The 16,420-nt window shown below is 59.1% G+C and carries 18 protein-coding genes and 1 pseudogene; 8 read left to right on the top strand and 11 right to left on the bottom strand.

The window, feature by feature from the left end; genetic code table 11:
- Nucleotides 1-426 precede the first annotated feature (426 nt).
- The 3 genes and pseudogenes from ACYZTL_RS05315 to ACYZTL_RS05305 form a co-directional block, all read right to left on the bottom strand.
- The gene (locus tag ACYZTL_RS05315) at nt 427-1,296 is read right to left on the bottom strand and encodes an isocitrate lyase/PEP mutase family protein (RefSeq protein WP_461950900.1); all 870 of its coding nucleotides are present in this window, start codon (nt 1,294-1,296) and stop codon (nt 427-429) included.
- Between the two features lie 157 nt (nt 1,297-1,453).
- Nucleotides 1,454-2,488 (bottom strand): arginine N-succinyltransferase, encoded by a 1,035-nt coding sequence (gene astA, locus ACYZTL_RS05310; RefSeq protein ID WP_461950899.1) that lies wholly within the window; start codon nt 2,486-2,488, stop codon nt 1,454-1,456.
- Nucleotides 2,489-2,543: 55 nt separating this feature from the next.
- A pseudogene (locus ACYZTL_RS05305) lies at nt 2,544-3,560 on the bottom strand (arginine N-succinyltransferase).
- Between the two features lie 531 nt (nt 3,561-4,091).
- On the opposite strand from ACYZTL_RS05305, the gene ACYZTL_RS05300 reads away from it, so the two are divergent.
- Both ACYZTL_RS05300 and cobF read left to right on the top strand, forming a co-directional pair.
- The gene (locus tag ACYZTL_RS05300; RefSeq protein WP_461950898.1) at nt 4,092-4,661 is read left to right on the top strand and encodes a histidine phosphatase family protein; all 570 of its coding nucleotides are present in this window, start codon (nt 4,092-4,094) and stop codon (nt 4,659-4,661) included.
- A 2-nt stretch (nt 4,662-4,663) separates the two neighbouring features.
- Nucleotides 4,664-5,419, top strand: a complete 756-nt coding sequence (gene cobF / locus ACYZTL_RS05295) for a precorrin-6A synthase (deacetylating) (protein ID WP_461950897.1) — start codon at nt 4,664-4,666, stop codon at nt 5,417-5,419.
- A gap of 108 nt (nt 5,420-5,527) precedes the next feature.
- Here the strand turns inward: cobF and ftrA are convergent, their stop codons facing one another.
- Entirely contained in the window at nt 5,528-6,502 is a 975-nt protein-coding gene (gene ftrA / locus ACYZTL_RS05290) for a transcriptional regulator FtrA (RefSeq protein ID WP_461950896.1), read from the bottom strand.
- Between the two features lie 101 nt (nt 6,503-6,603).
- Between ftrA and ACYZTL_RS05285 the strand changes: the two genes are divergently transcribed.
- Complete coding sequence (locus ACYZTL_RS05285; protein ID WP_461950895.1) at nt 6,604-7,038, top strand: rhodanese-like domain-containing protein; 435 nt, start codon at nt 6,604-6,606, stop codon at nt 7,036-7,038.
- 156 nt (nt 7,039-7,194) lie between these two features.
- On the opposite strand, the gene ACYZTL_RS05280 is transcribed toward ACYZTL_RS05285, so the two are convergent.
- Nucleotides 7,195-7,836, bottom strand: a complete 642-nt coding sequence (locus ACYZTL_RS05280) for a type 1 glutamine amidotransferase (protein ID WP_461954266.1) — start codon at nt 7,834-7,836, stop codon at nt 7,195-7,197.
- Between the two features lie 174 nt (nt 7,837-8,010).
- Here ACYZTL_RS05280 and ACYZTL_RS05275 point away from each other — a divergent pair, with 174 nt between their 5' ends.
- From ACYZTL_RS05275 to ACYZTL_RS05265, 3 genes are all read left to right on the top strand, one after another.
- Nucleotides 8,011-8,790, top strand: a complete 780-nt coding sequence (locus ACYZTL_RS05275) for an ABC transporter substrate-binding protein (RefSeq protein ID WP_461950894.1) — start codon at nt 8,011-8,013, stop codon at nt 8,788-8,790.
- Nucleotides 8,791-9,026: 236 nt separating this feature from the next.
- Entirely contained in the window at nt 9,027-10,139 is a 1,113-nt protein-coding gene (locus ACYZTL_RS05270; protein ID WP_461950893.1) for a M14 family metallopeptidase, read from the top strand.
- A 208-nt stretch (nt 10,140-10,347) separates the two neighbouring features.
- Nucleotides 10,348-11,064 (top strand): alpha/beta hydrolase, encoded by a 717-nt coding sequence (locus tag ACYZTL_RS05265; protein WP_461950892.1) that lies wholly within the window; start codon nt 10,348-10,350, stop codon nt 11,062-11,064.
- A gap of 3 nt (nt 11,065-11,067) precedes the next feature.
- On the opposite strand, the gene ACYZTL_RS05260 is transcribed toward ACYZTL_RS05265, so the two are convergent.
- The 3 genes from ACYZTL_RS05260 to ACYZTL_RS05250 form a co-directional block, all read right to left on the bottom strand.
- The gene (locus tag ACYZTL_RS05260) at nt 11,068-11,640 is read right to left on the bottom strand and encodes a DcrB/PsbP domain-containing protein (protein ID WP_461950891.1); all 573 of its coding nucleotides are present in this window, start codon (nt 11,638-11,640) and stop codon (nt 11,068-11,070) included.
- Between the two features lie 140 nt (nt 11,641-11,780).
- Nucleotides 11,781-12,275, bottom strand: coding sequence for an RES family NAD+ phosphorylase (locus tag ACYZTL_RS05255; protein WP_461950890.1), 495 nt, complete (start codon nt 12,273-12,275; stop codon nt 11,781-11,783).
- On the bottom strand, nt 12,272-12,730 hold the full coding sequence (locus tag ACYZTL_RS05250; RefSeq protein ID WP_461950889.1) for an antitoxin Xre/MbcA/ParS toxin-binding domain-containing protein: 459 nt from the start codon (nt 12,728-12,730) through the stop codon (nt 12,272-12,274). The genes ACYZTL_RS05255 and ACYZTL_RS05250 overlap by 4 nt, the downstream gene beginning before the upstream one ends.
- Nucleotides 12,731-13,367: 637 nt before the next feature.
- Between ACYZTL_RS05250 and ACYZTL_RS05245 the strand changes: the two genes are divergently transcribed.
- On the top strand, nt 13,368-13,739 hold the full coding sequence (locus tag ACYZTL_RS05245; RefSeq protein WP_461950888.1) for a DUF6124 family protein: 372 nt from the start codon (nt 13,368-13,370) through the stop codon (nt 13,737-13,739).
- A 49-nt stretch (nt 13,740-13,788) separates the two neighbouring features.
- Here ACYZTL_RS05245 and ACYZTL_RS05240 read toward each other — a convergent pair whose 3' ends face one another.
- The 3 genes from ACYZTL_RS05240 to ACYZTL_RS05230 all read right to left on the bottom strand — a co-directional run bounded on the left by ACYZTL_RS05240 (nt 13,789) and on the right by ACYZTL_RS05230 (nt 15,695).
- Complete coding sequence (locus ACYZTL_RS05240; protein ID WP_461950887.1) at nt 13,789-14,115, bottom strand: putative quinol monooxygenase; 327 nt, start codon at nt 14,113-14,115, stop codon at nt 13,789-13,791.
- Nucleotides 14,116-14,143: 28 nt separating this feature from the next.
- Complete coding sequence (locus ACYZTL_RS05235) at nt 14,144-14,818, bottom strand: glutathione S-transferase family protein (RefSeq protein ID WP_461950886.1); 675 nt, start codon at nt 14,816-14,818, stop codon at nt 14,144-14,146.
- An 85-nt stretch (nt 14,819-14,903) separates the two neighbouring features.
- Entirely contained in the window at nt 14,904-15,695 is a 792-nt protein-coding gene (locus ACYZTL_RS05230; protein WP_461950885.1) for a hypothetical protein, read from the bottom strand.
- A gap of 157 nt (nt 15,696-15,852) precedes the next feature.
- Between ACYZTL_RS05230 and ACYZTL_RS05225 the strand changes: the two genes are divergently transcribed.
- On the top strand, nt 15,853-16,386 hold the full coding sequence (locus tag ACYZTL_RS05225; RefSeq protein ID WP_461950884.1) for a chalcone isomerase family protein: 534 nt from the start codon (nt 15,853-15,855) through the stop codon (nt 16,384-16,386).
- The last annotated feature ends 34 nt before the right edge of the window (nt 16,387-16,420 follow it).

The raw sequence follows: 16,420 nt of genomic DNA, 5'->3' as shown, positions 1-16,420 counted from the left end.
GCCTTCTGGTTGACGCGGAAATTACGTTTTTTTCCGCGTGAAACAGCGGTGTCCTCGACCAGTTTGTGGTTGTTTTTTGCATCGTGGTCTCATTCTGTCTAATTGAAAGTCCACCGGGCGGTATCCGGGCTTAATCCTTGGTGGGTACGTTCCTCTCGCTCAGGGTGCAAGTAGTAACATTGCTTTAAGGTTGTTGTTTTCAGGGTTAAATATTTTTGTTGTTTAACGGTTTCGAGATTAAAGGGGGCGATATTTAATATCAACTCTTGAGTTGTTATTAAATATTGGTGTTTGTTTTGGGGTGTGTATTTTTTTTGCAGAAACAGATAACAGCCAAACGGCTCAATATCCCTTGCAACCCTGCCGGTGACATTGCGTCTACCGGCCGAATCACACGTCGCTTCAGGAGCAGAAGTCAGAGAGCACTCATTCCTTGACGCTCATGAACTCTTCCGCCCAACGAATATATTCCTCAGGCTGGGTGTAGGTATGCGTCAGTTCAGTCGCGTTCAGATCCGACGCCTGAGTGAAGATCTGCCGCTGTTCCCGCAGGCTGTCGTAAGTCGCCTTGATCGCCGCGAAGTACGCGCCATGCCCGTCGATGGTGACGCGCACGCCCAGTTCGGCCAGGCGATTGTCGTCGCGCAGCAGTGGGTTGCCGTAGGTGACCAGCATCAGCGGCACGCTCAGGTGTTCGGCAATCTGTTCCAGGTGATCGAAGTCACGCACACCCACCATGCAAATCCCGTCAGCACCGGCTTTCTGGTACTGCTGGGTGCGGCTGATGACTTCCTGCACCGGCAGAATCCCTGCGTTGGTGCGAGCAACGATTGCCATCTCCGTATCGACCCGGGCTTCCAGCGCCGCGCGAATCTTGCCGACGCCTTCGGCGACGCCGATCAGGTCGGTGGACTTGCGGCCGAATTGCGCGGGCAACAGCGTGTCTTCGATGGTCAGGGCGGCCACGCCGGCGCGCTCAAGCTCGACGATGGTGCGCATGACGTTGAGCGCGTTGCCGTAGCCGTGATCGGCGTCGGCGATGACCGGCAACTGGGCAACGCGACCGATACGGGTGGCCTGCTCGGCGAACTCGCTGAGGGTGATCAGGGCGAAGTCGGGGGCGCCCAGTACCTGCAACGAGGCAACCGAACCACCCAGAATCCCCACTTCAAAACCCAGGTCCGCCGCGATGCGTGCCGACATCGGGTCGAAGACCGATGCCGTGTGATAGCACTTGTTGGAAGCGAACAGTTCACGGAAGTTGCGGCGCAAATCCTGATGGGAAAGCCTGGACATATGAGTTCCACCAATACAAAGGAATGGAAGGGGCTTGAGCAAGAGTGTCAACGCCGAAGATATAAAAGGCTATCACGCAACAGGGGGGAGAATGATGACGAATTTGCAGGACTGTCCTGATCGAAACCAATCCGGTAGGCCGGGGGGGCAAGTTTTTTCAGGCCGCCACAGCCTGCTGCTGTTGATTGAGCAGTGGCACTGCGCGTACCGAGTTGCCGGGTTGCAGTTGCAGACGTTTGGCGGTGAGCCGGTCGATAATCAGGCTGTTGCCCACCCGCCTGGCCGGGGCGGCGGTGATGCGGCAGTTTTCCAGTCGGCGGTTGTGGATCAGCCAGACCGGAGCCTGATCGTCCGGGGTGCCGATGGCCAGCACCAGCGCCTGGCTGTCGCGCACGGTACGAATTTTCGACAGCGGTGCCTCGATGACCGGGCCGGCGTCGAAGATGTCGATGTAGCCTTTATGGGTGAAACCTTCGGTCGTGAGAATTTTCATCGCCGGCTCGGTGTTGGGGTGAGCCTTGCCGATCACTGCCTGGGCCTGTTCGGTGAGCAGGCAGGTGTAGAGCGGTTGGCGTGGCATCAGTTCGGCGATGAATGCTTTGCTGCCCAGCCCCGACAAATGATCGGCGTGGCTGAAGTCCATTTTGAAAAAGTGCCGGCCCAGGCTGTCCCAGAACGGTGAACAGCCTTGCTCATCGGCGCTGCCACGCAGTTCGGCAATGAGCTTCTCGCCGAACAAGTGGGCAAATTCGGCCACAAACAACAAGCGTCCCAGCGACAGCAATCGGCCATTGCTGCCCTGGCGTTGATCGTGTCGCAGGAACAATGAGCAGATCTCCGATTGCCCGGTCATTTCATTGTTCAGAAACAGCGTTGGAATCTGTCGCTGGATGCCCAGGTCCGGTGACGAACTGACCGTCAGCCCGACCCGATAGTTGTACCAGGGCTCGCGCAGCCCGACGGCCCCCGTCAGGGCACTGACCCCCACCACTTGCTGGTCGTCGTCTTCGAGCACGAAAAGATAGTCGGCGTCGGCCCGCTCGACCTGTTCGGCGAAGGTCCGTTGTGCCCAGCGCAGCCGGTGGGCCAGGCGTTCCTCGTTGGCGGGCAGGGTGGTAAACCCCGGGCCTGCCTGCCGCACCAGTGCCAGCAGGGCGGGCAGGTCGGTGACGTGAACCGGACGGACAATCATGATGCAGTTCCTTCTACGGGCTGGCGCGGTCGTTGGGCCTGGGGCCGGAGGGTGCTCACAGGTCGATCACCCGAACCTGGCTGCCATCGGTCACTTTCAGCGCAGTGCACATCTCGGCGCTCAGGGTCACGGGATGTCCGGCGGTGTAGTCCAGATCGGCGACGATGGCGCGATAGTCCTTCAACGAATCGTTACTCACCAGGTAGCGACCGCAAGCATCGATGACGTCGCCCGGTGTTGCCGTGCCGGTCTGGCTTTGCGCAATGGAGCGGATGCCAGCGAGTCGCGCATGTAAAGTCGGGCCGCCGTCGAACAGGTCGATGTAGCTGTTGGTCTCGAAACCCTCGCGTTCAAGGATATCGAAGGCCTCCTGGCCGTCGGGGTGGATGCGGCCGATGCAGTCCTGCGCCACCTGGGGCAGCATCGGCACTTAGATCGGGTATTGCGGCATCAGTTCGGCCAGGAACGTCCTGCTCTCCAGGCCGCAAAGGCGCTCGGCCTCGGCATAGGGCAGGTCGAAGAAGTGCTTGCCCAGCGCATCCCAGAAGGGTGACCCACCTTCATCGTCGCTGTAGCCGACGATCTCGGTGATCACCGCTTCCGCAAAGCGCTGCGCATGAGCGGCAATGAACATCAGTCGCGCCCGTGACAGCAGTTCGGAGGACGGCGTGCGCACCAGCGCCGCATCGATGTGAAAACCGCGCAGCAAGGTATGGCCGCTGAGGTCATGACACAACGACAGCGCCGGCACGCCGTGCTCGATGTTCAGTTCCCGCGAGGCGCTGGTGAAATGGCGGTTGCGCAGGCTGTAGAACGGTTCGTCGAAACCGGCCGTGGCGAGGATTTCCGAGCAACCCGCCAGGCGCTTGTCCGTCAGATCCTCCAGCACAAAGAAGTAGTTTTCCGGGCCATGACCCAGGACGTCTTTATCGAATGAGGCGCAGGAGTCGAGAATCCGCTCGCGCAAGCGTTCGGTATCGTCCGGCAAGGACGTGACGCCGACCAGGCTTTCGCGCGCCAGTCGCTGCAACTGGGGCAGGTCGGTTAACTCCACTGGGCGTAAGACCAGCATGGATGCACTCCTGTATCAAAGGGTTCGGCGATTGGCACGAACCTGACTATCACTGTCGGTTTCCACGCGTTTAATCGGCGGTCGCTTGATGGCTTGCCAGCGCCGCTCTTTATCTAGTCAGCCGTTATTCGGGACAGCACTGTTTCGGCGTCCCATGTATCGAGAGACCGGTCGGGGTTTTGGTAACGAAGGCGGTGGTTTATGTCGCTGGGAGAGGGCATCCGGGCTCCTGCTGGATGGGGCGTTTTGTTTACATTTCATAATCCGTTACAGCAGTATTTATTTAACCCGAGCCACATGTCTAGTGAATTTTTGCGCGGTCTTGTCCAGCCCCAAAATGGGGGCGAAGTGCCCGTAGGTCGGGGGCTACACGGATGTCGATCAGCTCTGTAGGCCCTCGCTGACAGTGTTGTCAGAGATAGCTGTTTTTTACGGAGGATCGGCGTAATGAAACGCCCTCGATCGCATTTCTTACGGCACAATTGCGCATGGATGCCGTTTTCTCTTCCTTCTTCAACCGAGTGATCTTCTGTGCAGGCAACCCGTTTGACCCTGATGTGCCACGCTCGAACCGTCGCACAGAAATTGGCGCGCTTTCCTACGGATGAGCCTGTGGAGATGGATTGGCAATCGGCACAGGGTTCCCTTCGTTCCCGGTTCAAGGGGACGCCGCTTCTGTTCAGCGGTCCGGAACTGCGAACCCGGCAGACCGCCGGGTTGTTCGGCAGCGATGTGGCGATTGTCGAGGCACTGAGGGATTGCGATTTTGGACGCTGGAGCGGCGCGCATATCGATGATCTGCAGAAATCCGAACCGCAGACGCTGCAGGCCTGGCTCGATGATCCGCATTCGGCGCCTCACGGTGGCGAGTCGGTGGCGCAACTCGGTGTGCGGGTGGCTGCATGGCTCGCGACACTGGAAGCAACGCCGGGGCACATCGTTGCCATCACCCATCCATTTGTCATTCGTGCGGCGTTGACCCAAGTGTTGCAAAGCCCGTCGTTTAATCGGGTCGACGTCGAACCGCTGTCAGCCATCGAGCTGCGGTTCAACGGGTGCTGGCGCTTGCGTCTGTCGGGCACTGGCGTTGAGGGAGCCTGATAATGAAAAAACTGATGGTCATCGGCATCGGTGCCGGCAACCCCGACTACATCACGATGCAGGCCGTGAAGGCGCTGAACCGGGTTGATGTGTTTTTCCTGATGGACAAAGGCCAGAGCAAGGACAAGCTGATCGACCTGCGTCGCGAGATTTGTGAACGCTACATCAGCGGCCACGATTACCGTTTCGTTGAAGCGCACAGCCCGGAGCGTGAGCGCGGTGATGTGGACTACAAGGCCAGTGTGGAAGATCTGAACCTTGCCAAGCAGCTGACCTTCGAGCGGCTGATAAATGAGGAAATGTCCGACGGCCAGTGCGGCGGATTCCTGGTGTGGGGCGATCCGGCGTTGTACGACAGCACCATTCGGATCCTGCAGGCGATTCTCGCGTCGGGCCGATGTACCTTCGAGTTTCACGTGATCCCGGGCATTACCAGCGTTCAGGCGTTGGCGGCGCAGCACAAGGTGCCGCTGAATCGTATTGGTCGTTCGATTGAAATCACCACCGGGCGGCGGTTGGCGGCCGGGCAGGTGAGTGATGCCGACAGCCTGGTGGTGATGCTCGACGCGGAAGATTCCTACCATCAGGTGGAGGATCAGGAGACAGAGATCTACTGGGGCGCTTACCTGGGGACGCCGGATGAAATCCTCATCAGCGGCAAGCTCAAGGACGTGGCGGATGAGATCGAGCGGGTGCGCAAGGCGGCGCGGTTGGCCAATGGGTGGATTATGGATACCTACTTGTTGCGAAAGTCTTGAGTGCATCGGTGTCTGGGCTGACGCCTTCGCGAGCAAGCCCGCTCCCACAGGGGAATGCATTTCAACTGTGGGAGCGGGCTTGCTCGCGAAGGGGCCATCAAATACACCTCAAGAATTCGCTTTGAGCCCCCGCCCAAACCGCTCCCGATACACCGACGGCGGCACGCCAACCACGTTGCGAAACGCCACCCGAAAACTTTCCACCGAGCGATAACCGCAATGTTCGGCAATCCGGTCGGTGTTCTGGCCCGTGCTTTCCAGCAACTCCCGAGCCCGCGCCAGGCGTTCATGCTGCAACCACGCCTTGGGCGGCATGCCAGTGGCTTCCGTAAACCGGCGCAGAAAGGTCCGTTCACTCATGGCCGCCTCGCTGGCCAGGTCGCGAACCTCCAGGGGTTCATGCAAGCGCTCCCGAGCCCACTGCATCACGCGTGAAAGATCGCTGCGCGGCGTAGGACTGACCGGTGTCGGAATGAACTGCGCCTGGCCGCCGGTGCGTTGCGGTGACATCACCAGCCGCCGCGCCACGGAATTGGCGACTTGCGTGCCGAAATCCCGCGCCACCAGGTGCAGGCAGGCGTCGATACCGGCAGCGCTGCCCGCCGAAGTAATCAACTGGCCCGAATCGACGTAAAGCACGTCCGGGTCCACCAGAATGTTCGGGAATCGCTCGGCCAGTTCCGTGGTGTAGCGCCAGTGCGTGGTGGCACCGTGACCGTCGAGCAAACCGGTCGCCGCCAGCACGAACACGCCCGAGCAGATCGACAGCAACCGCGCGCCCCGCGCATGGGCCTGGCGCAGGGCCGCGATCAACACTTCAGGCACCGGGGCGCTGCGATCGCGCCAGCCGGGAATGATGATGGTTCGGGCGTCGCCGAGCAGTTCCATGCCGCCATCGGCCAGCACCTGAATGCCGCCCATGGCACGCATCGGACCCTGATCGACAGCGGCGATCCGGTGTTCGTACCAAGGGAAATCGAACTCCGGTCGCGCGAGGCCAAAGATCTCCACGGCGATGCCGAACTCGAAAGTGCACAGGCCGTCGTAGGCCAGAATCGCGACCAATCCAGGGGTGGGCTGCATTTGGCGGAAAGTTCCCGGTGAGTGTCTTGTGCGCCACTTTAGCCGCTGGCGACTGGCGAATAAAGTCTTCTCACACCCACCGAGACTCTGGAGTACGACCCATGACCAGCCTGGTCCGCAATGTTCCCGCCGCACCATCGGCCATTGCCCTGATGCATTTCAGCAATCGCCTGACCTTTGAAACCGACTGTTCCGACGTCTATGGCAGCCAGCAGGCGGGGGACGTGGATTTTGTCCTGGTGGACGTGCGTGGTCCGCTGGCGTTCGAGCGCGGCCATGTGCCGGGCGCAATCAATTTGCCGGGGCGACTGCTGACCGCTGAAGGGTTGGCGGGTTATGGGAAATCCACGCTGTTCGTGGTCTATTGCGCCGGGCCACACTGCAACGGTGCCAACAAGGCTGCGGTGAAGTTGGCGGCGCTGGGTTACCCGGTCAAGGAAATGATCGGCGGGGTGATCGGGTGGCTGGATGAAGGGCTTGAGTTGAGCACGCAGGTGCAACGGCCTGCCGCGACCGCAATCGGCTGCGAATGCTGAACTTCAGGGAGCGCTGATGACATGTGGCGAGGGCGCTTGCTCCCGCTCGGCTGCGAAGCAGTCGCAATACCTGCAAGAATCGGGTGACAGGTTTTGGGGCCGCTTCGCGACCCAGCGGGAGCAAGCTCCCTCGCCACAAAAGCACCTGCCACAGAGTCAGCGGACGCATGATGCCGTCCACCACTCGTCCAGCGTCACCTGCAACCATTCAAAAACGGCTGCATGGGCGGCGCTGTCCGGTTCACCTCGCGGTAACGGCGACTCATCGGCAAAGTGCGCATTGAGCGTTGCCACCGATTCTGCATTCCACTCCGGATGAAACTGCAAACCCACCCGCGCAGGGCCGACGCTATACATCTGCTGCTCGCACTGATCGCTGCTGGCCAGCAACTGCGCATCGGGCGGCAAGTCGATCGCGTCTTCGTGCCACTCCAGCACCTTGAGTGTCTGCCCATTGGCAAAGCTCACTGCGGTCCAGCCGGTTTCGGTCCGGTCCATCCTCCGCACATTTCCACCCAGCCCCAGCGCCAACAACTGCGCCCCCAGACAGATCGCAAACACCGCCGCGCCCTGATCCAGGCTGCCCGCGAGCCACTGCCGTTCGACCTCCAGCCATGCCGGCCCGGCGTTGGACTCATAAGGCCCGCCCAACAAAATCAGCGGTTGCGCACTCACTGGCGGTAACTGGCCAAGGTCGGCGCGAAAGACATTCAACGCCAATCCCCGCGACTCAGCCCACTCGGCAATCGCGCCCGGACCTTCGGCAGGGTGGTGTTGGATTAGGTTCAACCCGCGCATCTGATCGTTCATTCAGCTCGCCTTTTTTATAAGTATTTGTCGCATATGCACAATTTGCACGCCTGAAGCCGCTCTAGACTGCCCGCCACTTCGGTCGTCTCCAATAAAAAAGCTCTGACCGAAAGCTACCAATCGAACGCTGCCAATAAAAGCCTCCGCACACAGGAGTTATAAATGAAGAAGCTAGTGATGTTCGGTGCCCTGGCACTGTCGATGTTGTCCCTGACCGCTGTGGCCGATGACGCCAAGCCGATCCGCATCGGTATCGAAGCCGGTTACCCGCCATTCTCGATGAAAACCCCTGACGGCAAACTCACCGGTTTCGACGTCGATATCGGCGACGCGCTGTGCGAGCAGATGAAAGTGAAATGTACTTGGGTCGAGCAAGAGTTCGACGGCCTGATCCCGGCCCTGAAGGTCAAGAAAATCGACGCGATCCTGTCGTCCATGACCATCACCGACGACCGTAAGAAAAACGTCGATTTCACCGTCAAGTACTACCACACCCCGGCGCGCTTCGTGATGAAGGAAGGCAGCGACGTGAAAGATCCGCTGACCGAGCTCAAGGGCAAGAAAGTCGGTGTGCTGCGCGCCAGTACCCATGACCGCTTCGCCACTGAAGTGCTGCAACCGGCCGGCATTATTCTGGTGCGTTACGGCTCGCAGCAGGAAGCCAACCTGGACATGGTCTCCGGCCGCCTCGACGCGATGCTGGCGGACTCGGTCAACCTCGATGACGGTTTCCTGAAAACCGACGCCGGTAAAGGCTTCGCGTTTGTCGGCCCGACCTACGAAGACGCCAAGTACTTCGGCGGCGGCGCCGGTATTGCTGTGCGCAAGGGTGATAACGAGCTGGCGGACAAATTCAACACCGCCATCACTGAAATCCGCGCCAACGGCAAGTACAAGCAAGTGCAGGACAAGTACTTCAATTTTGACGTTTACGGCGAGTAATCGAGCCGTACAAAAAAGTGGCAACCGTTGATTCGGTTGCCATTTTTTTATGTGCCGATGATTTAACCTGCCAACACATTTCCCTGTAGGAGCTGCCGCAGGCTGCGATCTTTTGACCTTGATTTTCGTGGGTTTCAGGATCGCCAAGATCAAAAGATCGCAGCCTGCGGCAGCTCCTACATTGGAGCTGTGCGGCCCGAGCGCCGCGCTAGATCCATGTGCCTTCTGGAGATCCCATGCAACGCATCGACCACCCATTGCCCTGGAGCCACCTGGGTACCGAACGCACCCTCAGTGTGTTTCGTTATGGCACGGGCTCGCGCAAGGTCTATATCCAGGCCAGCCTGCACGCTGACGAATTGCCGGGAATGCGCACGGCCTGGGAACTGAAAAAACGCCTGACGGAACTCGAAACCCAGGGCCAGTTGCAAGGCGTGATCGAACTGGTGCCGGTGGCCAATCCCATCGGTCTGGATCAGCACCTGCAAGGCAGCCACATGGGTCGTTTCGAACTCGGCAGCGGCAAGAATTTCAACCGCTCGTTCGTTGAGCTGAGCGCGCCGGTCGGTGAGCTGATCGGCGATCAGTTGGGCGCCGATGCCCAGGCCAACATTGCGTTGATTCGTCAGACCATGGGCCAGGTGCTCGACGATTTACCTGCACCCAAGTCGCAACTGGAAGCCATGCACCGCTTGCTGCTGCGCCATGCTTGTGACGCCGACATCACCCTCGACCTGCATTGCGATTTCGAGGCGGCCATTCATATTTATGCCTTGCCGCAACACTGGCCGCAGTGGCAGCCCCTGGCGGCGCGCTTGAAGGCGGGTGTCGCGCTCTTGTGTGAAGATTCTGGCGGCAGTTCATTCGATGAATCCTGTTCTTCGCCGTGGTTGCGTCTGGCCAGGGTTTTCCCCGGGGCGGCGATTCCACCGGCCAACCTGGCGACAACGCTGGAATTGGGCAGCATGGGGGACACCCGCGTCGATCAGGCCCAGGCCAATTGCGAGGCCATTCTCGGGTTCCTCGCCGAGCAGGGTTTCATCAAAGGCACCTGGCCAGCGGCACCGAGTGAATGTTGTGAAGGCATGCCGTTCGAAGGCACGGAGTATCTGTTTGCGCCGCATCATGGGGTGGTCAGTTTCCTGCGCGAGGCCGGTGAATGGGTGGAGCAGGGTGATGCGTTGTTTGAAGTGGTTGATCCGTTGAATGACCAGGTGACTACGGTGCGTGCCGGGACCAGTGGGGTGTTGTTTGCGATTGATCGTGGGCGTTATACGCAACCGGGGACGTGGCAGGCGAAGGTCGCCGGGCGGGAGCCGATTCGGGTCGGGAAGCTCATCAACGATTAACGTCGGATTGTTCGGTGCCTCATAAGGCCTCATCGCGGGCAAGCCCGCTCCCACAAGGATTTTTGTTGGCCGCAGATCTTGTACACGACGCAAAAACCTGTGGGAGCGGGCTTGCCCGCGATGACGGCATCAGCAGCACCGAAAATCCCCCGGCTGGTTTCACAGTGTTAGGCTCTGCCCCGAATCCTGCACTTGTGAAGGAAGGTTTATGTTGAAGGTTCTCGCTCTGCTGACACTCCTGGCGTCCGCCGTCGTCCACGCTCAAACCCCGCTGCACACCGATCTGCCGCTCAAGTACCTGGAGCAGGTCAACCCCGACTCCGTGAATCAGCCTTTGGTGATTTTTCTTCACGGCTACGGCAGTAACGAACAGGACCTGTTCGGCATCAAAGATGAATTGCCGGCCCAATACAACTACCTGTCGGTGCGCGCACCGATGGTGATGGAAGAGGGCAGTTATCAGTGGTTTCGCAAAAAGGGAGAGGGTGCCTACAACGGCGAGACGGATGATCTGAAGGCCAGCGGCCAGGTGTTGCTGGACTTCGTCGCACAGGCTGCGAAGAAATATCACACAGAACCGAACAAGGTTTTCCTGGTGGGCTTCAGCCAGGGCGCGATCATGTCCTACGAGGTTGCACTGCGTCATCCCGAAGCCGTGGGCGGGATTGCCGCGTTGAGCGGGCGGATTCTGCCGGTGCTCAAATCCGAACTCAAACCGGATGAAAAGCGTCAGCCACTGGCGATTTTCATCGGGCATGGCACGGTGGACAAACGCCTTCCCTTCAATGACGGCACCGAGGCTGACAGCCTGTTGCAGAGCCTGTCACTCAAGCCTGAGTTCCATGCCTACCCAGGCGTCGGTCACAGCATCAGTGCCACCGAAATGCAGGACTTGAGCGCCTGGTTGCAGCGGCTCAACCCCTGAGCCTTACTTGCCGCTGACGATCTGTTTAACCAACGCTTCGTGGCCGGCATTGTCGCTGAGACGGGAAATCACCTGAACCAGCGCCATGCGCGTGCCCGAGGCGGCCATCAGCGTGGTGTCGAGGGTTTTGCCGCCGCCCTGGGTGGCGATGCTGTCGATCTGCCGTAGTCCCAGGCCGGTGCCTTTCTGAGTGATGCTTTTTTCACTGAGCTTGGTGAAATCCGGCAGTGCCTTGGCTTGCTCGGTGGCGAAGTCGGACGCCGTGGCGTCGAGGAACTCACCGTCGTTGTCCTTGGCGTTAACGCCGCCGGGAATGGTGTTTTCAGCAGCGATCACCACGGTTTTGGTAGTTTCGTTGGTGTACATGGTGCCACTCGCGCCGGTCGAGCTCGGTGGTAAAGGGTTGGCGATGAATCCCTTGGGCAGGGTGAAGGTGAATTTGTTGCCCAGCATCGAGACTTTCTGCGTCGACGCCGCCTCCTTGGCCACGACCTTGGCAGCCTGCGCGTTCAAAGCCCCCAGGCTGGCAACCGCAACCAGCAGCAGGACAACGGCTTTTTTACTCAACAGTGACATTCAAAATCTCCAGGGTTCTCGCGGTGGGGGGCGATCATCCCATGGAGGTCGTGACGCATTCCAGCGTGGGCTAACGGACGGTCGGGTTCCGGTGGGCAAACCGGGGATGTACCGTTCTGGTCAAAGATGACAGACGACGCTCACACTAACTTGATTAACCGGGTATCCAGCCCAAAGCGCTCCTGAGAAACAAGCTGGAACATATCCGTCGCCAAGTCACAGCTCACCAGCAGATTCCATGAATGACCGCTCACCGCAGAAGGGATGAGCACGAAGGGATGCTCGGCCAGTAGCTCATCAGCAAACTGCTGTTGATTGGGCGAGGGTTGAGACGGATTGAGCCAATTCGGGTTCGGCACATCTTCAGGCTGAACAATCTTGATAAGGTCCGAATCCAGTACTTCGAAACGCGTCAGTACGTGCGGCACCCTATCGAGCATGTCAAAGCCGGCGTGGGCCGCAACTTCCAGAATGGCAGTGGATGGATCGGCCGAAGCGTAGATAACCCGGCGCCCGGGAGGATTCCATCGGCCACCGGACTGCTGCGCACCGACGCCACTGTCCCATGTGCTTTTAAAGACCTCGCGGTCTAGGCGCCATGCGTGCCATTTCCCATCCCAGGGCAAAGGATTCATTGATAAACCCCGTGTTCAATCCGGGTCAAATAATCCTCGACTACCTGGAAGCCAAGCGAGTTGTCGATCAGTGCCAGCGGGATATTTCCCTCCAGATATTTGCAGGGCTTCTTCAGCCAGTCCTCAGCCAACTGTTGATCGCCAAACACGTTGATGGCGTGCTCCAGGGCATGCGCATACTGGAAGGCGACCGTACTTTGCTGCTGATTCAACCGCACCGGCTTGGTCTCCTTCGCCAAGCGCTGGACCGTTCTGACGGATTTCCCCGTTATGCGCTGAACAAGGCCGTACTCCATGTACAGATTTGACGTGGAAAGCATGTCCCTGACATCGCTCAGGTCGAAGCCTTCCTGTGTGTATCGGATGATCAACATACGCGTATCACCTTTGCGGCCACGTAACAGCACCTCTGTCGGCTTTCTGGCGACGCTCTTTGTCTCGGTCACTGCGGGCATACCGAATACCTCCTTACGACATTTGACGTAATCATAGCGTCAAATGTCGCGTACTGGGCGGTGGAGTTATCGACTAGCGTGTTGCTCCCGCAATGGATCCGTCCTTAAAGCATGAAGCCATGCCTGCCGGGTGCCAGTTGGACCAATCTCACTTGCCTGATTTGGAGCAACCACGCTAACCCTCAAACTTCCGACGGCCAACCCTAAAAACTTGTGGGACAAATCCTCGAATTTTTGATTTTCGTGATCACTTGTGGGACCCCCCGTTTACGGTAAATCCACGCTGTTTCGAAGGCTTGTTTAATAGCGCTTGGTGTTACTTCATGAAAGCTACAACACCTTGCGTCGTTGCCTACAGGTACGTAAGAATCCGCCGGCTTGTGCGCTTTGGGGGTGGGCTCTATCGTTTCCCGGTCGCTGAAAAACAGTGATCGGGTTTGGTAGCCCGTCGCCCACATAACGCATAGCGTCACCTGATGCTGATCCTTTTCCGGGATTTTTTATGGTGGCCATGCGCAGGGCGCCTTCGGGCGCGCCGGGTTTTCCATGTGGGCCGGTCTACCAACCTTCGTATGGCCGCCACCCTTCGTTTGGTAGCGAGGGTGATGGCTCCTGTAACCCATATGGAGTTTCATCTATGCCCAAACCAACACCCAATCCCCCAAACCCGGATCCGTCCTCTCAAGTCCAAAGCACCGATCAAGAGAAACTCGACGAGACCGTCAAACTCGCCCTCGATTTTTACGCCAACCCTGCCGCACACATCGCCCTGATCAACGCGACTCCAAGGCAACTCGACACTATGTTCACCGTTAACCCGGAAATCGACGTCGAGACCCTGCTCGGCCATGCGTGCGAGTCGCTGGCATCGGCCAATGTCATGGTCATGGATCTGGCGGATCATATGGATGGGACCAGTCGTAATTCGCTGTTGGGCATTGCGCAAGTCATCATGCTTGGCGAACTGGCGGTGAACCGGGCGCTGGATCAACTCGACCCCGCCGAGTAACCGGAGTACCCGTGGTGAGAGGCTGGCCCTCACCACGGTATTTGTGCAGTTACACCTCTCGGCGCACCGGATAGCTTGCGATCACATCCAGAAACTCGATCCGGCGTTCGCTGGCCAACAGCTCCGGCAGGCGCTTTTCATACTCCTGGCGATACGGCTTGCTCAGGTGTCGCGTGATGAAATCTTCCTTGCTGCAATTCCAGGTTTCGTAGAGCACCAAGGTGTTTGGATCGTCCTGCAATTGGTGGACCCAGGTGTTGACGAAGTCCGGCTCGGCTGACATCTGGTGCACCACGTCCAGCAGCCGTTCTTTGGTTTCGGCGAAACGTTCCGGTTTGGCCGGCAGATAAACGATAAACGCGACTTGATCACTCATTTCATCACCTTCGCATGCTGGGAATGGATTACTGCGCCTGGTTTTGCGGAAACAGATTGCGGCGGGTTTCTTCGTCGAACTCGGCCTTCAGCACCAGTTTCTCTTTAAGACCCTGGGCGCGCCGGGCGGCCGGGCGGGCGCTGATTTCATCGAACAGACGCTTGATGTTCGGGTACGCCGCCAGGCCGTTTTCGCCAAGAATGTACGGCGCGTAATTGGCCCAACCCCAGAGCGCCATGTCGGCGATGCTGTAGGTGTCGCCGGCCAGATAAGGATGATCGGCCAGACGCTGGTCGAGCACGCGGTAGTGACGTTCGACTTCCTTGAGGTAGCGGTTTTTCGCGTAAGCCAAGTCTTCCGGCGCGTGGTGCAGGAAATGCACAGCCTGGCCGGAAAACGGCGACAGACCGGTGGCGATGAACATCAGCCACGACAGCAATTCGGCTTGCCCGGTGACCGAGGTCGGCAGGAAGCGCTGATGTTTTTGCGCCAGGTGCAGCAGGATTGCCTGAGAGTCGAAGACGGTGGCGTCGCCATCGACCAAGGCTGGCACCTTGGCGTTCGGGTTGATCGCCAGAAAGGCTGGCTGGTGTTGCTCGCCCTTGAAGGTGTCGACGCCGATCAATTCGTACGGCGTTTGCAGTTCTTCAAGCAGCAGGGCGACTTTCATCGGGTTTGGCGAAGGGTGGAAAAAGAACTTCATGGTGTAGGCCTCAGTCAGTGGTGGGGTGAGTAACTGAGGCTGATGGTGGGCGAAACCCGTTCGATTGACGTACGAGGTTATTGTTCTACTCGTTCGAAGCAGTCGAACGTGTTGCTGCGCTAACCCCCGGTTTGGCGAGCAGGCGTTTGGTGACGCCGAGCATGGCCACGGACACTGCGACGCCAACGCCGAACCCGCTCAGTCCCATGACGGGTAACGTCAATGCCAGCACCAGGCAAAACGCTGCAAACGAATACATGCCGGTCGCTGTGGCTCGCAACAATGCCGCGGTAAACGCCGGCCCGCGGGTTTGCTGGGAGAACACCGCCATCACGCTGCCCAACACCGGGAACACCGCGAGCAGGCCGCTCCAGCGTTCGCCGACGGTGCTCGCCAGCAAGGTCACGGCGAGGGTGAGCAGGGCGCCAGCGATCATGCGCAGCAACAATTTATCGGACTTCGGTGCCGGGCCAGAAACGATGGGTTGCACGGCCGGGAACAGATACGGCGCTGCCAGCAGCGCAGTCGCGGCGGCGATGACGGAAATCACCAGGGACGGCGGGATCACCGACAGCACAACGGCTGCCGTCGCCCAGACCAGCAGCGAAACCGACAGTGCCCATGGCCATCCCGCCCGTTGTGCGACCTGGGCGTAGGTGACGCAGAAGGCAATCATCGCAAACATCGCGGACAACGCCGCGGTCGCCGATTGCGCGGCAAACACCTCACCTTGCTCGATGGCGAGGAAAAACAGAATCGGCCCGACTACCACCGGCAACCCCGACAGCCACCCGGCGACGTTCGGGCCCCAGCGTTTGCCTGCCAGGGAAATCAGCAAGAGAAACCCGGGAATGACCAACAATTTGAGCAGCAGCACGCCTGCACCTCCGACCTGTGTGAGTCGGCAACGTTAGCATTGCCACAGGTGGATTGATGCATGGATTGTTGATTTTTGTATACAAAGTTGAAAGGTTGTACCGCAACACATTTTGCGTATAAGTATCAGCATCCATTCGCGCTGAATCGAACCGATCATGAACCGTCCCCTATCACCTTTGCGTCATGGCCTGTGGTTGTTGGTATTGCTTGGCAGCCAAGCGTTGGCCAATTGGCAGGACGCACTTCCCGGCGCCCGGATCATTGGCACGGGCGAATTTCGGATGTTCGGGTTCGATGTTTACAACGCCCGTCTCTGGAGCGCCGCGCAACCGTTCGCGAGCGACCAGCCATTTGCCCTGGAGCTGATTTATCAGCGCAGGATTTCCCGGGAGGATTTGGTCGAGGCCAGCGTCGATGAAATCAAGCGTTTGTCGGGAGCGTCGGTCAGTGCCGGACAACTCGCGGCATGGCAGGCGCAGATGCAGCAGGCGCTTGTCGATGTGCAGGCCGGGACCCGGCTCACCGGGGTTTACTTGCCGGGGCAGGGCGCACGTTTTTTTGTCGGCCAGCAGTTGCAGTACGAGGTGAAGGACCCGGCGTTCGCCCGGGTGTTTTTTGATATCTGGCTCGACCCGCGCACGAGCAATCCCGAGTTGCGGCAGCAGTTGCTGGGCATTGTAAAACCCTGAAGATCGCAGGTGGTGGTTGTTGTAGTAGCGAGCT

Source organism: Pseudomonas sp. LB3P81, from assembly GCF_054897965.1.
The sequence above is the reverse complement of the archived record's forward strand: the minus strand, read 5'-3'. Positions and strand labels throughout refer to the sequence as shown.

Bases quoted from the DNA above. Each gene is read 5' to 3' on its own strand.
- ACYZTL_RS05315 (WP_461950900.1), bottom strand. From the start codon at position 1,296: ATGTCCAGGCTTTCCCATCAGGATTTGCGCCGCAACTTCCGTGAACTG.
- astA (WP_461950899.1), bottom strand. From the start codon at position 2,488: ATGATTGTCCGTCCGGTTCACGTCACCGACCTGCCCGCCCTGCTGGCA.
- cobF (WP_461950897.1), top strand. From the start codon at position 4,664: ATGAAAAAACTGATGGTCATCGGCATCGGTGCCGGCAACCCCGACTAC.
- ftrA (WP_461950896.1), bottom strand. From the start codon at position 6,502: ATGCAGCCCACCCCTGGATTGGTCGCGATTCTGGCCTACGACGGCCTG.
- ACYZTL_RS05285 (WP_461950895.1), top strand. From the start codon at position 6,604: ATGACCAGCCTGGTCCGCAATGTTCCCGCCGCACCATCGGCCATTGCC.
- ACYZTL_RS05280 (WP_461954266.1), bottom strand. From the start codon at position 7,836: ATGCGCGGGTTGAACCTAATCCAACACCACCCTGCCGAAGGTCCGGGC.
- ACYZTL_RS05275 (WP_461950894.1), top strand. From the start codon at position 8,011: ATGAAGAAGCTAGTGATGTTCGGTGCCCTGGCACTGTCGATGTTGTCC.
- ACYZTL_RS05270 (WP_461950893.1), top strand. From the start codon at position 9,027: ATGCAACGCATCGACCACCCATTGCCCTGGAGCCACCTGGGTACCGAA.
- ACYZTL_RS05265 (WP_461950892.1), top strand. From the start codon at position 10,348: ATGTTGAAGGTTCTCGCTCTGCTGACACTCCTGGCGTCCGCCGTCGTC.
- ACYZTL_RS05260 (WP_461950891.1), bottom strand. From the start codon at position 11,640: ATGTCACTGTTGAGTAAAAAAGCCGTTGTCCTGCTGCTGGTTGCGGTT.
- ACYZTL_RS05255 (WP_461950890.1), bottom strand. From the start codon at position 12,275: ATGAATCCTTTGCCCTGGGATGGGAAATGGCACGCATGGCGCCTAGAC.
- ACYZTL_RS05250 (WP_461950889.1), bottom strand. From the start codon at position 12,730: ATGCCCGCAGTGACCGAGACAAAGAGCGTCGCCAGAAAGCCGACAGAG.
- ACYZTL_RS05245 (WP_461950888.1), top strand. From the start codon at position 13,368: ATGCCCAAACCAACACCCAATCCCCCAAACCCGGATCCGTCCTCTCAA.
- ACYZTL_RS05240 (WP_461950887.1), bottom strand. From the start codon at position 14,115: ATGAGTGATCAAGTCGCGTTTATCGTTTATCTGCCGGCCAAACCGGAA.
- ACYZTL_RS05235 (WP_461950886.1), bottom strand. From the start codon at position 14,818: ATGAAGTTCTTTTTCCACCCTTCGCCAAACCCGATGAAAGTCGCCCTG.
- ACYZTL_RS05225 (WP_461950884.1), top strand. From the start codon at position 15,853: ATGAACCGTCCCCTATCACCTTTGCGTCATGGCCTGTGGTTGTTGGTA.